At 46.1% G+C, this 21,160-nt stretch carries 18 protein-coding genes; 4 read left to right on the top strand and 14 right to left on the bottom strand.

Annotated features, from left to right (window positions below; all coding sequences use genetic code 11):
* Positions 1 to 19: 19 nt before the first annotated feature.
* From FGT79_RS04155 to lepB, 7 genes are all read right to left on the bottom strand, one after another.
* Positions 20 to 2,392, bottom strand: coding sequence for a hypothetical protein (locus FGT79_RS04155; RefSeq protein WP_138751501.1), 2,373 nt, complete (start codon positions 2,390 to 2,392; stop codon positions 20 to 22).
* Between the two features lie 182 nt (positions 2,393 to 2,574).
* Positions 2,575 to 2,886, bottom strand: coding sequence for a heavy metal-binding domain-containing protein (locus tag FGT79_RS04160; RefSeq protein ID WP_138751502.1), 312 nt, complete (start codon positions 2,884 to 2,886; stop codon positions 2,575 to 2,577).
* Between the two features lie 80 nt (positions 2,887 to 2,966).
* Positions 2,967 to 3,305 carry a DUF3889 domain-containing protein gene (locus tag FGT79_RS04165; protein WP_138751503.1) on the bottom strand — a complete coding sequence of 113 codons (339 nt, stop codon included), beginning with the start codon at positions 3,303 to 3,305 and terminating at the stop codon, positions 2,967 to 2,969.
* A 271-nt stretch (positions 3,306 to 3,576) separates the two neighbouring features.
* Positions 3,577 to 6,606 carry an efflux RND transporter permease subunit gene (locus FGT79_RS04170; RefSeq protein ID WP_138751504.1) on the bottom strand — a complete coding sequence of 1,010 codons (3,030 nt, stop codon included), beginning with the start codon at positions 6,604 to 6,606 and terminating at the stop codon, positions 3,577 to 3,579.
* Between the two features lie 25 nt (positions 6,607 to 6,631).
* Positions 6,632 to 7,321 carry a response regulator transcription factor gene (locus FGT79_RS04175; RefSeq protein ID WP_138751505.1) on the bottom strand — a complete coding sequence of 230 codons (690 nt, stop codon included), beginning with the start codon at positions 7,319 to 7,321 and terminating at the stop codon, positions 6,632 to 6,634.
* Positions 7,299 to 8,777, bottom strand: a complete 1,479-nt coding sequence (locus FGT79_RS04180; protein ID WP_138751506.1) for a sensor histidine kinase — start codon at positions 8,775 to 8,777, stop codon at positions 7,299 to 7,301. Before FGT79_RS04180 ends, FGT79_RS04175 begins: the two co-directional genes overlap by 23 nt.
* A gap of 207 nt (positions 8,778 to 8,984) precedes the next feature.
* Positions 8,985 to 9,530 carry a signal peptidase I gene (gene lepB / locus FGT79_RS04185; protein WP_138751507.1) on the bottom strand — a complete coding sequence of 182 codons (546 nt, stop codon included), beginning with the start codon at positions 9,528 to 9,530 and terminating at the stop codon, positions 8,985 to 8,987.
* Between the two features lie 171 nt (positions 9,531 to 9,701).
* Here lepB and FGT79_RS04190 point away from each other — a divergent pair, with 171 nt between their 5' ends.
* Together FGT79_RS04190 and FGT79_RS04195 are read left to right on the top strand one after the other, a co-directional pair.
* Positions 9,702 to 10,913 carry an MFS transporter gene (locus FGT79_RS04190; RefSeq protein ID WP_138751508.1) on the top strand — a complete coding sequence of 404 codons (1,212 nt, stop codon included), beginning with the start codon at positions 9,702 to 9,704 and terminating at the stop codon, positions 10,911 to 10,913.
* Positions 10,910 to 11,506 carry an HAD family hydrolase gene (locus FGT79_RS04195; RefSeq protein WP_138751509.1) on the top strand — a complete coding sequence of 199 codons (597 nt, stop codon included), beginning with the start codon at positions 10,910 to 10,912 and terminating at the stop codon, positions 11,504 to 11,506. The genes FGT79_RS04190 and FGT79_RS04195 overlap by 4 nt, the downstream gene beginning before the upstream one ends.
* Here the strand turns inward: FGT79_RS04195 and FGT79_RS04200 are convergent.
* Together FGT79_RS04200 and FGT79_RS04205 are read right to left on the bottom strand one after the other, a co-directional pair.
* A complete protein-coding gene (locus FGT79_RS04200; RefSeq protein ID WP_138751510.1) occupies positions 11,483 to 13,237 on the bottom strand; it encodes an ATP-binding cassette domain-containing protein in 1,755 nt (584 codons plus the stop codon). The two genes, FGT79_RS04195 and FGT79_RS04200, sit on opposite strands and share 24 nt — an antisense overlap.
* Positions 13,227 to 14,078, bottom strand: a complete 852-nt coding sequence (locus FGT79_RS04205; RefSeq protein WP_138751511.1) for an ATP-binding cassette domain-containing protein — start codon at positions 14,076 to 14,078, stop codon at positions 13,227 to 13,229. The genes FGT79_RS04200 and FGT79_RS04205 overlap by 11 nt, the downstream gene beginning before the upstream one ends.
* 122 nt (positions 14,079 to 14,200) lie before the next feature.
* Between FGT79_RS04205 and FGT79_RS04210 the strand changes: the two genes are divergently transcribed.
* Positions 14,201 to 14,815 (top strand): biotin transporter BioY, encoded by a 615-nt coding sequence (locus FGT79_RS04210; RefSeq protein WP_138751512.1) that lies wholly within the window; start codon positions 14,201 to 14,203, stop codon positions 14,813 to 14,815.
* A gap of 67 nt (positions 14,816 to 14,882) precedes the next feature.
* On the opposite strand, the gene FGT79_RS04215 is transcribed toward FGT79_RS04210, so the two are convergent.
* From FGT79_RS04215 to FGT79_RS04235, 5 genes are all read right to left on the bottom strand, one after another.
* On the bottom strand, positions 14,883 to 15,974 hold the full coding sequence (locus FGT79_RS04215) for an anti-sigma factor (protein WP_171056071.1): 1,092 nt from the start codon (positions 15,972 to 15,974) through the stop codon (positions 14,883 to 14,885).
* The gene (locus FGT79_RS04220) at positions 15,955 to 16,317 is read right to left on the bottom strand and encodes an RNA polymerase sigma factor (protein WP_246096146.1); all 363 of its coding nucleotides are present in this window, start codon (positions 16,315 to 16,317) and stop codon (positions 15,955 to 15,957) included. Before FGT79_RS04220 ends, FGT79_RS04215 begins: the two co-directional genes overlap by 20 nt.
* 367 nt (positions 16,318 to 16,684) lie before the next feature.
* Positions 16,685 to 17,179, bottom strand: a complete 495-nt coding sequence (locus FGT79_RS04225; protein ID WP_138751514.1) for a YlbF/YmcA family competence regulator — start codon at positions 17,177 to 17,179, stop codon at positions 16,685 to 16,687.
* A gap of 23 nt (positions 17,180 to 17,202) precedes the next feature.
* Positions 17,203 to 18,795 carry a tRNA (N6-isopentenyl adenosine(37)-C2)-methylthiotransferase MiaB gene (gene miaB / locus FGT79_RS04230; protein WP_138751515.1) on the bottom strand — a complete coding sequence of 531 codons (1,593 nt, stop codon included), beginning with the start codon at positions 18,793 to 18,795 and terminating at the stop codon, positions 17,203 to 17,205.
* A 73-nt stretch (positions 18,796 to 18,868) separates the two neighbouring features.
* A complete protein-coding gene (locus FGT79_RS04235; protein ID WP_138751516.1) occupies positions 18,869 to 19,471 on the bottom strand; it encodes a TetR/AcrR family transcriptional regulator in 603 nt (200 codons plus the stop codon).
* 186 nt (positions 19,472 to 19,657) lie between these two features.
* Here FGT79_RS04235 and FGT79_RS04240 point away from each other — a divergent pair, with 186 nt between their 5' ends.
* Positions 19,658 to 21,151 carry an MDR family MFS transporter gene (locus FGT79_RS04240; protein ID WP_138751517.1) on the top strand — a complete coding sequence of 498 codons (1,494 nt, stop codon included), beginning with the start codon at positions 19,658 to 19,660 and terminating at the stop codon, positions 21,149 to 21,151.
* The last annotated feature ends 9 nt before the right edge of the window (positions 21,152 to 21,160 follow it).

The raw sequence follows: 21,160 nt of genomic DNA on the forward strand, positions 1-21,160 counted from the left end.
TTGTTTTGTAACATCTCGATTATTTCACCTCTCCTTCGACTGCAATTAATGGCATGCTCATCTCGAATGATCCCACGGCTGTAACTTTCATACGAAGGAATTCATTATGAATCAGGTGTTCGCTTGGAGCAGCCATCGCAGCCTGAATATCCGTCCACTTGCCAGTCGTGTCATTCCAAATTGAAATGATCTTGCTCACATTCTGCATTCCGTTCAATATCGTAATATCAAGCTTATCGTAAGTAACGGAGCTGGCATTAGGCAATTGATATTCGAATACAAGTTCTCCATCATTAAAGGAATACATATTATTTCCATGGCTATTTAAACTCTGTAAGTTATTTTGTATAATAATCGGACGAATAAAGCCCGATGGTATGAGCAAGCGTTTATCGTCCAAAAAAGTCGTTTCAAGGCGTTGTGACCAGAGCTCAAGTTCATCTGTTTCAACACGATCGCCATTTACTTTGAACGTTTTGTCATGCTTCGTACGGAAACCAACGATCATCGGAACAGGAGATACAATTCCTCCATTATTGTTATTAAAGTAGGTATCTACTAGTTCACGATGGCGGCTGAATTCATCATTCATGTGATTTGACGGATACTGGAATATCATATTTCCGTAGGAATAAAAGCCTGATTGTTGGAAACTTCCTTTGTTAACCTTAACTGCGCCGCTTTCTCCCTGTTTCAGGTCGCCAATCATCGAAACCGTACCATTCATCAGAACAGCGACATGGGTAAGATCAGCAATGGTATCGTTTTTCACGGTTACTTCCAAATCATTATTCAAACGCTTATACCCAAGCGTCAGTTGACCCGGATCGGTTTCCATCATTCTGCGATCCATCCACAGCTTGCGAGTTGACCAGTAAGGAACAGATCGCCAAACCATCGATGTTTTTTCATCTCCGATTACAACTTGCGTATTACCGTCTAGTACAAGCCCACTGTTCTGAAAATTATTTTCCGAATACGGCTTTATGTTTAGTTTCTCTTCAAACTCAGCTTTCACTGTTCCACCTGTCGGTATGAAGACGGCTGTCGCACCTGATCGAACGGCATCACCTTGTCCAGTGAGCTCGATAATCTCAATCGTATGAGCAGACTTCGCTCGCTTATCCTCTGCTCCTATGTAGAAAATTGAAATGCCAGTAATGACAGCCAAACAAGGTATGAGCCACCAAGACCATTCCCGCCGATCCGTTTTTGACAATAGGAAATAGAGTACAGGCGCCACGATAACCATGTAGCCAATAAACATCATAATGAGCAATGTCATATTAGGAGGCTTAATTGATGGAAAACGGTCTACTAGGTTATTCAAGCTCCAATACAAATCAGAATTATTGATAATGCTTCCAGGCTGCAACGGCAGGATGCTGTCATTCAGCAAGGTTGCAAAAAACAACGCGCTGCCTGCTGCCGTAGCCAGCGGTTCAAGTGATGGGTCGAAAGCAACATATTTGACACTTCCAAATCCGACTGTTCTCGAAATGGCAAGCGGAATGCCGCCTTCTGCTTGATCGATGTTCCCTTCAGTAATTATGCCAGTGGAAACAGTAACAGGTGTAGGTAGTTTGATTACCGTTTTGTTGCCATCATTGACCGATATTTGATTCGTGATCTGTGTCGTACCTGTTGCTGTGAACGGAGTAATCTCTGCAAAGCCCGCAGCTGTCTTCGCATATCCGGCACCACCTGAGAGTACGAGTGTCCCTCCTTGCCTGACCCAGTCCTCAATCGCTTTAAGCTTCTGCTCGTTCCAATCACTTGTTGAGGTGTCGTTAATGACAAGCACATCCAACGCATTCAAAAGGGCCGCATCCGTTGGAAGCTCTGATTCTACGACTGGAATAATCGATATATCATAGCCCGTTTGATTCAATGACGGCATGAAATTCAGCGTATTCGAATCACGTGATACGATTCCAATCGTGCTACTGCTCATTCCATTAGTCGATATGAAGTCATTTCCGATCATTCTAATGCTTTTTCCTGATTTGAAGGAGCCTTGAAAATAGCGGATTTTGTTATTGTTTGCATTTAACATGTCACCAGGGATGGATGCTGATAATGTAATAACTGATCCCATAGGCAGGTCAACCGGTATAATAATGTCGCTTGTCGCTTGTGTACTCTGCATCATATAAGAAATGACAAGCTCACCTTTCAAATCCTCATCCGTCGAATTCGTTAACGATAACTTCACTGGATACCATTCATCTTGCTTCACGGAGCCTTTAAAGCCGGCTATTGCGTTCAAGATGATCCCGTTTTCTGAAGTTGCGGCTTGTGCCCCTCCTGTTGAGACAAGCATTAAGGCAAGCATGCTAAATAAGACTACCAGCGCAGCAGTCCGTTTCCCATTTTTTCTCAATTGTTTCACCCTCCGACCCCTCTCTTTATTTTCGAAATCATGTACATCCTTATTTTAACGTTTTTTACAATCGAAAGGTTGCAATAATTCCCAATTTAGTAATTTCCCCAAAACAAAAAACGACAAAGCTCGATTGCATAAGCACAGCTTATGCTAATCAGAACTTTGCCGTTTTCGTTTAAACGGTTATTTTAGAGACGAACGGCCGTTCCACTGACAGCGACCATAAGCATTCCGTCGCGAATGACTTCATAATCAATATCGATCGCTACAACTGCATTTGCTCCCAGAACAGCCGCTTGATTTTTCATTTCTCCGAATGCGACATCGCGCGCTTCCTTCAGCTTGCTCTCATATGCTCCTGATCTGCCGCCTACTATGTCGGTAATTGATGCGAAGAAATCCCGTACAACATTAGCACCCATAATGGCTTCCCCAGTTACCACTCCTACATACTCTTGAATGGGACGTCCTTCAATTGTTGGTGTAGTTGATACTAGCATGATCAAGCTCCTCCCGCTTCTCATTGAAGCCTAAGTTATTTAGTCTTCTGTAGTACGTTGATGATGCAGCAATGTTCCAATTATTGTACATCCAACTCTGTAATGGTTAGTTTTACGAGCTTATCCGAATAAGAATCAATCGTCATCGTTACGCGAACACCAAACTCCCTCGTATCCTTACGCAGCCAAAGCACGAAGCTTTCTGACGCTTTACCGCTTGGAAGCAGTTTTCTTCCTTCGTATTTATAATCAATGATCGAAGCATTCCGATACGTTTTTGACGTCTCTTCAACTGCAAGCTTACCCCACTTCGCGTAGGTAGGCTCAGCCAAGATGGCAGACTCCTCCGCGGGTGTTAGGTCCGAATGAGTAAGACTAAGCAATACCAATACAGCCTTCATGACAATATGACGCAGCATGTGAAAACCACCTACCCATATAAATAGAATAATTCATAGGATAGCCTCGTCACGTTTTTCTTATTCCTGCAATTTGAATATCTAAGAACCGTTCGACTAGATGATCTGATGCAAAACAGCCATATTTAAGAAGAAACGCCTCACTGCGTCCTTACTGCAGACGCCATCGTTTCAACGAAACATATAGAGTAAGGATGAACAAACTCATATCCATTCCTATACGTCATAAAAAAACTGCCACTGGGATTAACCGAGTGACAGTCTTCAAAGCTTATACTTCTTCAGCTACACGATGCTTCCGTTTGCGATTCAAGAATTCATAAACGACCGGTACGATGATGAGTGTGAGCAGCGTTGAGCTTGTTAAGCCGCCGATAACCGTCACCGCCATCCCTTTCGAAATAAGACCGCCTGATTCAAACCCGAATGCAAGTGGGAGTAATGCGCCAACGGTAGCAATCGCCGTCATCAAGATCGGACGAAGACGCGTACCAGCCGCTTCAATCAACGATTCACGTACAGATAGACCTTCTTTTTCTTTCTGAATCACTCGGTCTACGAGTACGATCGCGTTCGTAACGACAATTCCGATCAGCATCAGCGCTCCAATCATCGCCGTTACGCTAAGCGTCTCTCCAGCGATAAGCAGTGCGACAAGCGCACCAATAATCGTGAACGGCAAGGAGAACAGGATAGCAAATGGCGTTACAGCACCGCCGAATGTAATAACAAGTACGAGATATACGACCGCAATTGCAGCTAGCATAGCCAGTCCAAGCTGCGTAAACGATTCATTGATTTGTTCGGTTACGCCACCCATCTCAATATCAACACCTGCTGGAAGATCCAACTCATCAATCATTTTTTGCAAGTCTGTAGAAACCTTGCCCACATTAGATGCAGTTACATCTGCGGATACCTCTGCATAGATCCGATCATCTCGCCTTGTAATCGTATTAGGCGATTCACCCTCTTCAATTGTGACAACATCCTTAAGCGCAACTTCAGCACCTGTTTGCGAAGTCAACGTCACGTTCTCGAGATCTGCCTTACTCTTGTAGGTTTTGGTTTCAACCTTCACATAAACGTTGAATTGTTCGCCATCCACTTCAATGGTAGTCAATACCGGACGTTCACGTACCGGACTAAGTGCCATTGCGATTTGACCCGTAGTTAAGCCATTTGCGCTCAGCTTTTCTTGGTTCGCTACAAGTCGGTATTGCTCATACGTTGCCGACAAGCTGGAATCAATGCCTTTCAAGTCTTTATTATCAGCAAGCTTCTTCGTTAAATCCTCGACGATCGGTTGGAGCGTCTTCATATCTGGTCCAAATACGAGCATGGAGACACCAGAACCACCCAAACCGCCGCCTGTGAAGTCCTGCTCCTTCCACTCTCCTTTTCCACCCAATTCTTGAAGAAGTGGAACGATTTTTGCTTTCTCTGCAGTGAAATCAGCATAATCCTCGTTATAGCTTAGGTTGAACAGCGCTTGTTTCGACGCACCTGGACTAAACGGGTTTTGCCCCCCGACCGCGTATTGCACAACTGAAATGCCATCGCGCTCAAGCAGTTGCTTCTCCGCAACTAGCGCCATTTCTTCTACTTGCTCACGAGTTTCGCCTGGTGCTGGATTATAGGAAACAACGATCATTTTCTGTTCATCGCCAGCTATAAAGCTAGTACCGATGATAGGCAATAGGAACAAGCTGCCGACAAGTAGGAGTACAGCTAAGCCGAATGCGATACCTTTATGGTTTAGCGACCAGCGGAGTACACCTTTATACCATTCAGCAAGACGACCTGGCTTATCATGGTTTACTTTTCCTGCTTTCATGCCCTTACGGAACATCATATGCGCAAGCATCGGTACAACCGTAATCGCAACGAGGAGCGACGCTAGCAAGGCAAATACGATTGTTAGTGCAAACGGAAGGAAGATTTCGCCGATCATGCCAGAAACAAGTCCAAGCGGCAGGAAGACGGCAATTGTAACGATTGTTGATGCAAGAATCGGTACGAACATTTCCCTTGTTGCATCCAGAATCAATTCCTTGCCCTTCATTTTTTCAGTCGGAAGAGCCAATCGTCTATATACGTTCTCAATGACAACAATAGAGTCATCGATAACCCGGCCTATCGCAACCGTCATTGCGCCAAGCGTCATAATATTCAACGTAATATCCATTTGACTTAGAATGAGCAATGCAATCAGAATCGATAATGGTATCGATACTACTGCAATAATCGTCGATCGAATATCGCGCAAGAAAATCATAATGATGATGACTGCGAACAATGCTCCAATAATCGCTTTGCTGATCATCGTATGCACGGAATCCTCTATTGGCTTGCCTTGATCAAGCGTCATCACGAATGATAAGCCATCGTTTTTACTCTCAAGCTCTTTGATCTCATCTTTGACGTTATTTACGACATCTACTGTATTCGAATCAGCAGATTTGACGATATTAAGTCCTATTGCGTCTTCACCGTTCGTTCTTGAGATAGACTCTGCTTTGCCGATGATGCTAATATCAGCAACATCACTAAGCTTAACGCCCGGCACAATGACCATGTTTTTCAAATCATCTTCGGTAGTAATGTTGCCATCCACAAACAATGCTTTCTCGGAATCGCCGAACTCATAAATGCCGAGTGGAACCGACAAGACAGATGCTTGGACGATGCCCTTCACCATATCCTCAGTCAAACCGATTTCCTTAAGCTTTTCTTGTTTGAAGGCAAGCTCGCCTTCTTTCACATTCTGTCCGGAAATTTGAACACTTGCTACACCTTCAATACCCTGTAAGCGCGGCAGCACATTATCCTGCACAGCTTTCGTAAGCTGCTCTAGGTCAACGCTTTCGTTAGATACGCTTAACGATACAACAGGGAATGCATTCAAGCTAATTCGAGACACGGATGGCTGCTGAGCACCTTCAGGAAGCGTCAGCTCCGAGAGAAGGTTTTTCACCTCCGACTCTGCTTTGTCCATATCCGTCTCATAGGAATACTCAACAACAACGGATGAGGCATTCTCATAAGAGGTTGAGCTGATGAGCTTAACACCCTTTAGATTGCGAGTTCTCTGTTCAATCGGCTTCGTAATCTTCTCCATAATTTCTTCTGGAGCTGCACCTGGGTAAACCGTCGTGACACTAACGATCGGAACTGTAATGTCAGGCAAAGTTTCCATTTTCATGTTCAATCCAGAATACAGTCCTGCGAATAAAACAAGCAATGTCAGAATCCATAAAGCAAATTTGTTATTCAGCGAAAACTTAATCATACTCTTCAACCTGTTCCACTCCCTTGTTTTCTATCTACACTTTGAATCGATAGCCGACTCCCCATATTGTCTCGATATATTGGGGTTTAGACGGATCATGCTCTATTTTCTCGCGCAGCCTCCGAATATGAACCGTGACCGTAGCTGCGTCGCCATTGGATTCCAATCCCCAAATCCTCTCAAATAGCTCTTCCTTCTCAAACACACGATTGGGATGTGAGGCAAGTAGAAGTACGAGCTCATATTCCTTGGAAGTCAGCATCGCTTCTTTCTCGTGAATCATGACTCGGCGCGAGAGCTTGTCAATAAACAAGCCGCGAATGCGGATATGCTCGCCTCGCTCGTTGTTATTTGCCGTTAAGCGCTCATATCTTGCCAAATGCGCCTTCACCCTTGCCACAAGCTCGCTTGGACTAAAGGGCTTCGTCATATAATCGTCTGCGCCAAGTCCGAGACCGCGTATTTTGTCGATATCCTCTTTTTTGGCGGTAACCATTAGCACTGGAATATTTGTAGATTGTCTAATTTGACGGCAAATCTCGAAGCCGTCCATTTTGGGGAGCATAACATCCAATATAATAAGATCATACCCTCCATCTAATGCTTTCTGAAGTCCGATATCGCCCCTGCCCTCGATGTGTACAGTGAAGCCGTAGCTTTCCAAATAATCACGTTCAAGCTCGGCAATGGCTTTCTCGTCCTCAATGATTAGTATGTTCTTCATAATCGCCCACCGTTTTGACGGTTGTTGATTTCGGCAGCTTCAAGCAAAACCTTGCACCGCCCTGCTCAGCGTTCTCAGCCCAAACCGAACCGCCATGCCCTTCAATTATTTGTTTAACAATGGCGAGTCCAAGCCCGCTTCCTCCTGTTTCTAAGTTGCGTGATTGCTCAGCGCGATAGAAGCGGTCAAATATAAACGGCAAATCGGCCTCTTCAATACCTGGCCCTGAATCTTCAATGACAATTAAAGCATGATGCTGAAGCTCTCTCACCCTCACAAAAATCCGTTTATTCTCTAGTTCATTGTCCTGACCCATAAATTTAACGCAATTGTTTAATATGTTTGTCAGAACACGGCTCAGCTTATCCGGATCGGCAGCGATGATGAGCGGCTCAGTCACCAGACTTGGATAGATCAGCTCTACATCAGACTTCTCTAGATCGAAGCGTTGCTCGTCCAAGAAATGCTCCAAATAACGTCGAATGTCCAGTCCTTTGAAATCAAAGGCTACGGTCTGAAGATCGAGCTTTGAGAAGAGAAACAGCTCATCAATCAATTGATCCATGTCGGTTGCTTTTCGATAGATCGTTTCCATGTACCGAATTCGTTTCTCATCCGTATTGGCGATGCCGTCCATGATTCCTTCTACATAACCTTTGATGGCTGATATCGGTGTTTTTAAGTCATGTGATATATGAGAAAGCAGCATCTTTCGATTTTCTTCGTACTGCAGACTTTGGTCGATCGATTGCTTCAGCCTAACCCTCATATCCTCGAAAGCATTACTCAACTGTCCGATCTCTCCCTTCGTTGTTGATTCAACCTTATGGGAAAGATCGCCATCCTTAATATGCAGAACAGCTGACTCTAGCTTCTTAATGGGGCGAATAATGCTTCTCGAAACGAAATACGTTAGCAGCAAACTGCTCAATCCGATAAATGCCAGGCTGAAAATCGTCCCTATTGGTCGCCAATATATAGGAACCGTATCATTTCTTCTAAACAAAAGCGCGTTACCGATCCCTCCGTCCGGGTACTCGAAGTCTATGACGTCTACTTCGAAAGGATATGAATTAAAGCTGACGGTGGATGGCTGCTCGTCCAAGAATCGTCCCCAATCCTGATTTGGGGCGGTCTCAGCCAGAAACGGCGCAACAGATGTCATTTGCCGATCTCTAAAAATAACGAGCCCTGCCCACTGCTCACCGAGCCTGTTTTGGATTTCTGCAACATACTCTTCCTTCTCAAGCTCGCCTGCATCTTTGCGAAGCACGTAAGAAAGCTCGCCGTACACTAGCGCCTGTAGGTAAGGCTCTTTATTCTCATGTTCAAAGTATTGTCTTACATCCTCAACTCCGCGAGCATAAAAAACGAATAACATAAATGCGCACATCATAATGAGGGGCAAAACCACCATCGCTAAGTAAGACATGTAAAGCTTTACTCGAATCGACAATTCCGCTCACGCCTCGCTCAACAATATCTTCCCAACTAATGTTTATCATAATGTCTATTTCTAAACGAACTTGTAACCATTTCTTACAAAACTATTACGTTTGGCCGCCAGAGCCGTAATAACTGAATATGCATTTATTTAACTACGTTAAATTATTATGTTGTTAATTAAATGAATGAGCATACCTGACCGACTGAAATTAGGTGTCTATTCGTTACTTAATGTACCAAATTTAGGCAGAGGCCAAATACGCAGTACAGCTTTGCCTTCAATGCTGGATCGGGCAATGGTTCCGATTGATCGACTGTCCATACTATGTTCGCGGTTGTCTCCCATAACAAATAACTGTCCTTCTTCTACCGTATAAGGAACAGCGACACTGCCTGCATTTGTTTGTCCTTTGACGTATTGCTCCTCGATTTTTTCATCGTTCAAATAGACTTCACCTTCACGAATATCAATGACATCACCCGGTAGTCCTACAACACGTTTAATCAACCTAAGCTCGCTCTCAGGTCCGCTAATGATGACGATATCACCATGACGCGGCTCATGGAAATGATAAGACCATTTGTCTTCTATTAGCCGCTGACCGGCTACGAGCGTATTCTGCATGGAAACATTTTGAACCTCAGATTGCGCATATACATAGTTCTGAAACAACAGTGCGACTACTACAGCAATACCTAGGGATACTGTCCATTCCCTTATTTCTTTCCATACGCTTTTTGAACCACGATTTTCGCTATTCATTATTGTTCACCTCTTCGTTTATTAACGGCAAAATTTAGCTGTCCGATTACAATACCTCTGCTTTATACGCTTCACATTAGGGATAAGTTCCCAAATGCCCTTGAAAAATGAGGAGTGACAACGGCGAGTGTAATACGCTAAAGTAAAAAAAGAGAGGGGACTACTGCTGCTATGAATCAAATATCAACTGCACAGCGCATGCTCTTTACGATTATTACTATTTTATACTGGACCTCGATGTACGTATATGTCCCAACCCTATCCCCCTACCTTAGCGATCGTGGGCTATCCTTGCCTTATATAGGTATTGTACTCGGCAGTTATGGCTTTGTTCAAATGTTCGTACGGTTTCCACTTGGCATTGTGTCTGATCGCTTAGGCAAACGAAAGCCATTTATTATGCTCGGGATGCTGACTGCTGCTATCAGCTGCCTCTTCTTTCTTATCCCCGGTTCTTGGCTCTGGCCGCTCGCAGGAAGATTGATGGCAGGAATATGTGCTTCTACTTGGGTTGCTTATACCGTTCTGTACGCTAGCTATTTCAGTACGGAGCAGACAGGCAAAGCGATGGGCAATATTAGCGTCATGATCGTTTCTGGTCAAATGACTGGCATGCTGCTCAGCGGCTGGCTTACGGATGGATTTAGCCCTTATGCTCCTTTTATACTGGGGGCTGTGATCGGCGTATTAGGTTTGGCACTTGTATGGTTTATCAAGGAGCCTCCTACTCAGCAGAATGGCAAGCCAGGTATGTCCTTTGCAATGATCAAAAACGTCGTTCGAACAAAAACCTTGCTGCAAGTTTCCATATTGTCAATTCTCGCACATGGCGTGCTTTTTATTACAATGTTTGGCTTCACACCGCTCAAGGCAGAGGAAATCGGCGCAGACGGTCTCAAGCTGACCTTGCTCGTATTCGCTTTTATGCTGCCACATGCTTTCGCATCTCTTGTGACGGCCAGATGGTTCACGCCTAAGTTCGGAGATTGGGGGACGATCGGAGCCGGCTTTCTGATAAGCGCTATATGTACTGCAGCAATGGTGCTGGGGGATTCTTTCACTATGCTGATTATTACACAGGCGATTAACGGATTCGCACAAGGACTCCACCTGCCGCTGCTGCTTGGGATGGCTATCCGCGACGTCGCCTTGCCTGGCAGAGCGACCGCGATGGGCTTATACCAAGCCTTATACGCCATCGGCATGTTCTCAGGCCCTTTCCTAGCTGGCTGGTTGAATGAGTTATGGGGATTGAACGGCGGTTTCTTGTTTGGCTCTATGCTTGGTGCTGTTGCCCTCATCCTCGTTGTCGTCTGGGCAAGATCCGAACGTAAGTTTTCAATTATTAAACCGAAGACAACTGCAAAGGAGCTGCTCAAATGACACGACCACAATTAGTTCTTGATATCGGAGGGGTGCTTGCGACTAATTTAACCCCTTCGCTGTGGCAGCTATTAGCGGCTGAAACCACGCTTCCAGCAAGTGAACTATATGCGTTATACAAACAGGAAATAAGCGAGCAATTGTGGACAGGACATGTTTCGGAGGAACAGTTCTGGGATTGGGTCATAACCTACACACCGCTGCTTAGCCGGGAACAAGCATATGCAACCTTAAGCCAATGCCTGCAGCCTCTCCCAGCTATGGCACTCATCCCGGAATGGCATACGCTCGCAGATATTCATCTACTTAGCAATCATATAGCAGCTTGGGTTGATCCCATCATCTCAATGATCAAGCCTTATTTGCAATCGGTAACCATATCGAATCAGATTGGTTTGAAGAAACCTCATCCTGACGTTTTTGAATCTGTAATGGGGCTTTTACCGCCGGAGTGCAGCATTTTATTCGTTGATGATCATCCGCGCAATCTAAAGCAAGCAGCCTCGCATGGTTGGCGAACGCTGCTTGCTGATGAAGAAGGAGATTGGACGAAACAAGTTATTCCGCAGTTAAAGCATATGTGCAAAACCTAACAGAAGTAGTCCGCTTATAAGGCCAGTTCCTGCTAACTTGGCGTCGGCACGTCCAAATTGCAATCGGAAGGCATATACCGGCTTACGTCTTGCGTAGCCGAATCCCCTCGCTTCAAGCGCATCTGCCATCTGCTCCGCTAATCGTAGAATAGAACGAACATAGGGGATAAGTGTTGGAACGATTCTATTAAACGGAACCGATTTAGCTATTGAAGCTGACTTCCCCCTCGCATGTGCAAGCTTCGCAAATCTCTCCCATTCACCGGTTAGCAGCGGGATAAACCTGAATATTAGCGTAACGATTAGGGCGAAGCTGTGAATAGGAAGCTTCAATCGCTCAAGCCAGCCAAACGTTTGTTCAATCGCACGCTGCAGCCGATAAGGCGTCATCAGTTTTAGCATAGGCATGCCTAGAATCATCACTAGCAGCAGTTCTCCGAACCTAAGCGCGATCGGCCATGCCTTCGCTGCATCGAAAGTCAATGGATTAAAGGCAATGCCAGCAACTATGCAGAAAATGATAATCATGATGATATAGGCACGAATAACGCGAACCCACGGCCGTATAAAGGCTCGTAACGGAAACGCCAATAGACAAGTAATCATTGCAGATAAAAGAAGACCCACGGCTGTTTTTTGCGCTAAGAGACATGCCGCCAGAAACAAATAGACAAGCACAAGGGCACGAGGGTCGAAAGTATCATTGCGCAGCACCATTCTTTTATTGCCCGATGCCGCACTCGATAGGGGCTGTTGGACCGTGCCGACTTCCTTGTGAGCAGTTAGCTTTTCATTGGATGCCGAGAAGCTTAATGGCGCTGAGCGCTCGCTTGAGCTGCTCAGCGCTATTGCAGGGCTGCGCTCATCCGCTGCTCGGCGCTTCAGCTCCGCGGCAATGGCCAGCGCCGTTTCACGCGGCGCTGGCCACGGCGCCCCGCTTACCGGCGCCGGAAGCCCCGGCGGCAAAGCCGCCCCCGCGCGCAGCGCTGCCAGCGCGCGAAGCGCCTGCGGCGCATCTGCCGCGTGCGCGATCGCCGCCGCAGGCGCCGCTGCGCGGACCGTGCCGCCGCTGACCACGGCGACCGCGTCCGCCAGCGGCAGCAGCGCGTCGAGGTCGTGCGTGGCAACGACCGCTCCGCGCCCTGCCGCCCTGTGCGCTTCCAGCACTGCGCACAGGCGGCGAATACCGACGGCATCGAGCCCCGCCGTCGGCTCATCGAGCAGCAGCCATTCCGGCTCGCACGCCAGCAAGCAGGCGAGCGAGAGCCGTCGCTGCTGACCACCGCTGAGCGTCCAAGGGTCACGCTCAAGCAGCTCCTGTGGCAGCCCCGCTCGATTAATGGCTTGCTCGATTCTCTGAATCGATACTGCTTCCTCTACAGCATACGGCTTCAAGGAATACAGCAGCTCTTCACGAACAGTAGCAGCAAACCATTGTGATTCCGAGTTCTGCATCGCTATGCCTAGTCGGAGCGCAGCACTGCGATTCAATCGCTTCTTACGTTTTCCATCTATCCACAGCGGTTCATCACCTAGCATCGCCTCGCCTTCGGCAATGGGACGCAGGCCTGCCATCGTCTCTAGCAGCGTCGACTTTCCCGCTCCATTACGACCAATGAGCAATGTAATCTCTCCAGCTTTGAAAGCCATATTTACATCATGAAGCAAATAAGTACGATCTTTGCCTTCTGTAGTAACAGACAAGCCACTTAACTTCCAATCAGCTTGCATGGCGCTTCACCGCCTCCGCCAACATGTCTGCTGTCAATGGAAGGGGCGATAAGGAAATACCGAGTACGTCCAGCTCCCAAGCAACTTGAACCGCATAAGGCGCCTCGAGGCCGAACTGCTCGCACAAGCTGTCGCATGTACCCGCTTGAGATCGCTTGAACCAAGCTTCTGGTTGTCCATCGAATCGAATAGCCCCATCCTCCATCGCAATCAATCGATCACCTGAGCGCAGCTCATCCAACTTCTGTGTAATCCATATAACCGTAATACCCGTATCGTGAAGTGCTCTTACCTGCTTCAGGACGAAGCTCGACGCTTCCGGATCGAGCATTGCCGTAATCTCATCGAGTACAAGCATAGGTGATTGGGAGGCTAGGCAGCCTGCAATGGCAACAAGCTGCTTCTGTCCCCCCGACAGTGTCTCAATCGGCTGATGAAGCCGCTCACCCAAACCTACACGCTCGAGTGCTTTCTCCGCTTCATAAGGGATGTTAATGCCCGCAAGCTCATTCTGCTCAAGCAACAAAACAACATCCTCCCACGGCGTCGCCCCTACCATTGCGGCCTCAGGCTGCTGCATCACAATCGGAACCGGCTTGCCTTCGGCTGCTGTCTTAATTGTGCGAGTTATCTGCCCGGATTGCCCGGATACCCGAAACCCCGCCGCTATCTTTGCCAGCGTACTCTTCCCGCTGCCATTACGGCCAAGCAGCGTTATCCATTCGCCTTGCCGAGTGGTAAGCGATACATTCTTCAATATCGGAAGCGGTTCATTTCCTATTCGCATGGATGGTGGTGTAACACTGATCTGTTTTATTTCCACTTGCTTATCCGTCTTCAAAAAATTTCACCCAACCTCTTCCCCAAAACGATTCGCTATGCTACAATTCGAATTGTTAACCTTATTTTAATATAAATGGTTAACAATAATAACGCAACTACATAAAGGAGTCGTTCAATCGCATGCAAAGAAACAACATTCGCTCACTTGTGTTCATCGCTTTATTCGCAGCCTTATTTATTATCATGAGCTCACTTACGATTAAACTGGGAGGCTCGCTTGTACCGATTACCCTACAAACATTAGGAGTTGTTCTAGCTGGTTTATTCCTATCGCCGCGCAACGCCTTTCTTAGCATCTTCATCGTTATCGTACTTACAGCAATCGGTCTGCCATTATTCAGCGGTGGAGGCGGCATCGCCCAACTTACCGGACCAACGGGCGGCTTCATCTTTGCATTTCCGTTTTGCGCCCTTCTGGTTAGCCTCGCAGTAGGTTTGTTTCTAAAAACACACAGCTCAAAAGAAAATAAATGGCTTGCTATTATCATCTTTTTCCTTATCTTTGAGCTATTCAGCTCCCTTGCCGCATACATACCAGGCATTCCATGGTTGATGCATATGACCGGACTCTCATTCCAGAAAGCGATGACAGTTGGCTTCTATCCATTCATCATTGGCGATGCATTAAAGTCGATCGTGGGCACTATTCTCGCCATCTCTTTAACACCTTACATCGTCTATATTCGCTCGTCAACTATCAGAAGCAACAAACAGGATGTCGAAATTCAAGGCTAATATTTAACTCACAATCCGAAAAAACGCGTATTCCTGTTGAAATCCATCAACGAGAATACGCGTTTTGTTATTCGTTATTCCAATTCCATAATCGTACCTCGCCGATCCGAATAGCCTTTACAAAGCTAACCTCCTGCAGTTTAAGCAACTCCTTTACAGGTCCTGTCACGACGACACCATAAATCTGAACACCATGCTCATTCGCATAATCCAGAGCCTCTTTAATCAGATTTGTTGAGACGACAGACCTTGTTATGGATTTGTATTCGAGTAATAGTTGCAGGGTTTGCTTGTAATCATCTGTTTGCAAACCGGTTTTTACATGATGATGCAATGGTATGCTCGGGAATCCCAACGGATTCCAAACCGCTTGCTCTCCCATTTCAAAACCCTCAGTCGCCGTTCTAACCGCATACCACACGAGATTCAACACATTCCCACTGAATTTGGATAGCACGTCGCTCTGCTCGTAATAATTATCCAGTGACACATACGCTTCGGCAACCGTCCCTTCGGGCAGCTTTTCTAAACGCGACCATTCGTTGCTGCTTCGTGCTGTTTCCGTTGCACCTGGCAAATAGAAAAACAAATTCGAGCGATTTTGTATATCACTATATGTATCAACCCTTGAACCTATCCATTGATTAAGTCTGAATGTCTGGGAATAAGTGCCAACCGTTTCACTCTCGCTGCCGATCTGCTTGCTTATTGTGCCAAAAAAACGGGTTGCCAAAATATTAGTCGGCGTGCTGCTAAGTGATACCCTAATATTAGGACGCGACACCGATAGCGCTGACCCCAAAACATCACTATAAACGATCTGGCGTACGGGGTTGCCTGTCGTGTAATAGAGGGATGTCAGAATCGAATTCATTATAATTAGCAGCATCAATATGACAAATACCATACCCACGCTCCAGAATCGTGCATTCCTTTTACCCCGCTTCATCCATTTTCTTTCTTGATTAGAGTTTAACTCCATGGAATTGAGTTGTGCTCCTGCATAAACCTGATTTTTTCCACTCTCGAGCATTTCATCCATGTAGGCTTGATAAACCTCAAGCTTTTGCAATTCCTGTTCAACTTCCAACCGTTCTTCTGCTGATAGCTTGCCTTCCTCATAGTCTCTCAATAATTGTTTAAAGCGTTCCGTCATCATTGACCTCCCTCTGCAGCTGCCTGAGCGTCTGTCTTGCCTGATATAAAACCACTTTATAATGAGATAATCCAATACCCATAATGTCTGACGACTCTGCATAGGAAAGCTCATGCCAATCATGCAGGAGCAGAGCTTGCTTCTGTTTATCTGGCAGTCTGCCAATAAATTTGCCTAGCTCGTATAGCCGCTCCTTGACTAGAAACAACATTTCTGGAGTAACCTTGCTTTGCAATTTCTCGAAATAAGGTGCCTCCTGAGGACTCGAACGCTTCTCTTTCCGTTTATAATCAATGAGTGCATGATGAGGCAACGGCTTCACTCGCTCGCCCTTGTAGCTATCCAAATACAAGTACGCCCTATAGAACGTTTCTTATACTATATCCTCAGCCGTATGGCGGTCCTGACAGAGGAACAATAAATAACGATAAACATCTTTCATATAAAGCATATATAAATCATCAATACTGTTCGGCGCTGCAATCTCCCCCTTGCCTGCCGAATGGCTCTTCAGCATTCCCTTATGCTATACACGTTTAGCATCTGGAAAAAGTTACAAACCAAGAGAGAATTCATCCATTTCTCCAGAACGACTTTGTTCTCTCCACTTATGCCGCTACTTTTTGTGTTTCATATATGAAGCACAAAAAACGCCTGCCCTGTTCGGCAAGCGCTTCTTCATCTTAGTCTATTCGATTCTAGTTAGTGTCCGATTAATCGCTGCATTCTTCTGGAGCAGGCTCTGAAGCATCTTCAACGTTAATTTTCTCAGAAACAGTATCACGTACGATGGAAATAACAAGCTGCAGCAAATAATTAATATCGGTTTGGCTTTGTTGAAATTCCGTAACGATTGGAATACCGTCCAGCTCGTCCTGCAGCGTTTCCATCTCACCTTCAATTTTTTTAACCATGTCCGCATTTTTGAAGGTCGTCTCGAATGCCACGACTTCTTTTTGTTTCTTCTTAATCTTCGTAATCAACTGCTGAACACGCTCATTGCCGTTGATTTGCTGCTCCGCACGGCGATAGTGCTGAACCTCTTCAGATGTAAAGATTAGTTCTGCAAGCTCCTTCGCCTTTGTGGAAATATCATCGCGTACTAGCAAGTCGCGCGTGTGAAAGCTGGGGATACCACAGCCTTCTCCATGCTCGTGATCATGGTCGCAATGCGCTCCTTGATTTTCTGCTGTTTGCTGCTCTGCCATTTGTCATCTCTCCTGTTTTGCCGTTAACTTACGGCTTCTTGTCCATTCCGTTCCAACGATTCTGCTTTAATATACCAGGTTTGCGCTTCTGTTACTCTAGCCATAATAAATTGTCCGATCCATTCCTTAGGACCTTCCAAATGAACTAATTTATTCGTACGCGTACGGCCTGACAATATCGCTGCGTTGTTTTTGCTTTCGCCTTCAATAAGCACCTCGACGATCTGACCACAGAGCTGCTCGTTCTTTTCTCTCGCATTAGCTGCAAGCTGAGCGTTCAGCCTTTGAAGTCTTGCTTTCTTCACTTCTAAAGGTACGTTGTCTTCCATACCCGCAGCAGGCGTGCCCTCACGAGGAGAATAGAGGAAGGTATAAGCCGAATCGAAGCCTACTTCTTTCACTAGTGTCATCGTGTCTTCGAACTGCTCATCCGTTTCCCCAGGGAAACCAACGATAATATCTGAAGTCAGCATCGCATTCGGGATCGCTTTCTTAATTTTGGATACAAGCTCCAAGTACATCTCACGAGAGTACTTCCTACTCATCCGCTTCAAGATTTCCGTGCTGCCGGACTGGACAGGCAGATGGATATGCTCGACTAGGTTACCACCCGTTCCAAGTACTTCAATCAGATGATCGTCGAAATCTCTCGGGTGACTTGTCATGAAGCGGATACGCGGAATATCGATCTTCGACATGTCATGCATAAGATCGCCGAAACGATAGCGGATATCCTCGAAGTCCTTGCCGTATGCGTTTACGTTCTGTCCGAGTAGCGTTATCTCTTTGAAGCCTTGCCTTGCCAGCTCTCGCACTTCAGCGATGACATCCTCAGGACGTCTGCTGCGCTCCTTGCCTCTTGTATACGGTACAATGCAATAGGTACAGAACTTATCGCAGCCGTACATAATATTAACCCAAGCACGCATGCCTTCACGTTTCTTAGGCATGTTCTCTATAATATCGCCTTCCTTGGACCATACTTCCACAACGAGCTCTTTACTGAAGTATGCATTCTGAAGCAGGTAAGGCAGGCGATGGATATTATGCGTTCCAAAGATCATATCGACAAAAGCATGCTTCTGCAGGATACGGCCGACTACCGATTCCTCTTGAGACATACAGCCGCAAACGCCAAGCAGCAAGTCAGGCTTTTCGGTTTTGAGCGTCTTGAGATGACCAAGCTCGCCGAACACTTTATCCTCCGCATTCTCGCGTATGGCACAAGTATTCAACAAGATAACATCTGCAAGATTTCGATCCTCCGTAGCTGTATAGCCCATCTCCTCGAACATGCCCTTCATGACTTCCGTATCATGCTCGTTCATTTGGCAGCCGTAGGTTTGGATCAAATAATGCTTGCCCGCACCCATTGTCCGCAGCTCATCTGGAATCGAAAAGTCATAATGAACCTCGATATCCTCTTTGCCGCGCTTCTTCTCGTCTTTATGGCTTGGTGCAGCATTTATGTTGACGATCCTTCCTTTAATGCGGTAGGTCGTTGAATTCTCGTCCTGATCAATCACTTTTGCATCGCTAAAATCGAAATACTTGGAGTAATCCTTTAGCTGCCCTTGCTTCTTATCCGTAGCGAGCTGGTTACTATCCTTCGTCAATGCTGATTCACTTCCTTATGGGTACTAATAGATGCTTATCATGCTTGTATAGTCCAATTCAGTATTATACCAGTTAACGGAATAAAGGGTCAATAAAGGTCAAACAAAATCGATCCTGAATTTCTTCGCAAGAATAGCCCATTACAACTCTTAGCTGCTTGATTGTATGCGGCGATTGGATGGAAATAAAGGAATGAGCCGCATAGTAAGGATCAATATGATTCACTTCTTTTTTCTCTAGAGCTTCAATAAACAGTTCACTTAACACACCATGTAAGTATAAATAGGGAGGCGATTGGAAAAAATCCGACTTTTGTTCCTCAACCTTATTGAAGGACTGCATGACGCCAATCCATGGCAGCTTCTTCTCTAGAAAGGCTATGATTCTGCGCATTACACCACAGAGGCGTTCATGCACAGTAAGCTGTGCAGCCGATTCCAAATATTGTCCGATTTCGGCGATAAACGTATCAAAGTTGTCCTTCATCAGTTCCATACACAAATCGCCTTTATTTGAATAGCGCCGATAGAGAGTGCCTTGTCCAATACCTGCCGATTTTGCGATCTGATGCATGCTGACCGATTCTACTCCATGCTCCGCAAACAAGTGATTGGCCGTATGCAGTATGGCTTTACTCAATGCTTGTTTCGATCTGGCGTTTTCTGGTGCAGTCATCGTTCCTATCTCCTTTTCCGCATTTACGAATGAAACGGTTGACAATTGCCCAATTCGTCTTTATTATTCAGAAGTGCGGACAATTGTCCGCACATAGATGCGGTCATCATTTATTGTAGCCTGATTTGTTACAACAGGTCAACAATAGGAAGAATAGACCCCTATATTTAGATAGGAGGAAAAGAAATGGCTTCTGCTTCATCGAAAGCAGCACCTACCGGCGATCCCATGTCGATTCGCAATATTATCGCTCCGCTAATCGCTATTATCGTCGGCATGTTTATGGTTATTTTGGATGGTACGGCAATGAATGTTGCTATGCCAGGATTAATGGATGATTTCAAGAGCTCGATGTCTATCGTCCAATGGACGATTACGGGCTATGCGCTTGCGCAAGCCGCTGTAATTCCGCTTGCAGGATGGATGTCGGATCGTTTTGGAGCCAAGCAAGTATTCTTGTTCTCCATTATTATGTTTACTCTAGGCTCAGCACTTTGCGCACTCGCAACGACAGCTGAACAGCTTATCGTCTTCCGTATCATTCAAGGTCTTGGCGGCGGAATGGTCGCTCCAATTGCAATGGCCTTCACGTTTAGACTGAGCCCTCCAGGCAAGCAAGGTGCTGTTATGGGTATGATCGGTATTCCGATGCTGCTCGCACCCGCTCTTGGTCCTGTAGTAGCAGGCTACCTCGTTGATTATGTATCCTGGCACTGGATTTTCATTATTAATCTTCCAATCGGCATTATTGCCGTCATTATCGGTCTTCGCACTTTGCCGAATATTGAGCGCAAGCGCGTACCATCCCTGGACTTCCTCGGCATGCTCTTTGCTCCGCTTGCATTTGCTATGCTAGCTTACGGTGTAAGCTCTGCTGGCGGCGGCGAAGGCGGCACTGGAAGCGGCTGGACATCACCAGAAGCATTAATCGGTATGATTGTAGGTGCGGTGGCGCTCATCATTTTCATTATTGTTGAACTTAACCGCAAAGAACCGCTGCTGGAACTTCGGGTTTTCAAATCCAGCAACTTCACTCGCGGTATCATTCTACAATGGATCGTCCAGATTGCATTGTTCGGAACGTTGTTCCTAGCACCGATCTTCTTACAGCTTGCAAAAGGTTACTCGGCTTTCGACACAGGTCTTATCTTGCTGCCACAAGCTCTTGCAGCTGGTATTTTCATGCCGATTGGCGGTAAGCTGTTTGACCGTTTCGGAGCACGTCCTGTCGTTCTCACAGGTCTGATCATTGTTACAGGTGCCGGCTTTATATTGAGTCAAATATCTTCCGACACGTCACTGATCACCATTATGATTCCACTTGCTATGCTTGGCGCAGGTATGGGCTTGTCGATGATGCCGCTTAACACGCACATCATGCAGTCCGCTCCTAGAGAGCTCGTTAGCCGTGTTACCTCGCTGACAGCTGCTGCTCAGCAGGTCATGACTTCGTTTGCAATTGCCGGTCTGTCCACGATTCTAGCTAGCAGAGTCGAACATTATAACGCGACGAACCCAGGTCTGAATGTTATTTATTCCTCCTATGGAGACACGTTTTTCATTCTCGCCATTATTGCGATCGTCGGTGCTCTTACAGCTTTGCTGCTTCGCAGACCGACGCAACACGAAGGCACCAGTAAAGATGAGAAACCAGAGGTTTCCATGATGATGGGCCATTAATAGCTACTA

The sequence above is a fragment of the Paenibacillus sinopodophylli genome (genome assembly GCF_005930355.1).
GTDB lineage: Bacteria > Bacillota > Bacilli > Paenibacillales > Paenibacillaceae > Pristimantibacillus > Pristimantibacillus sinopodophylli.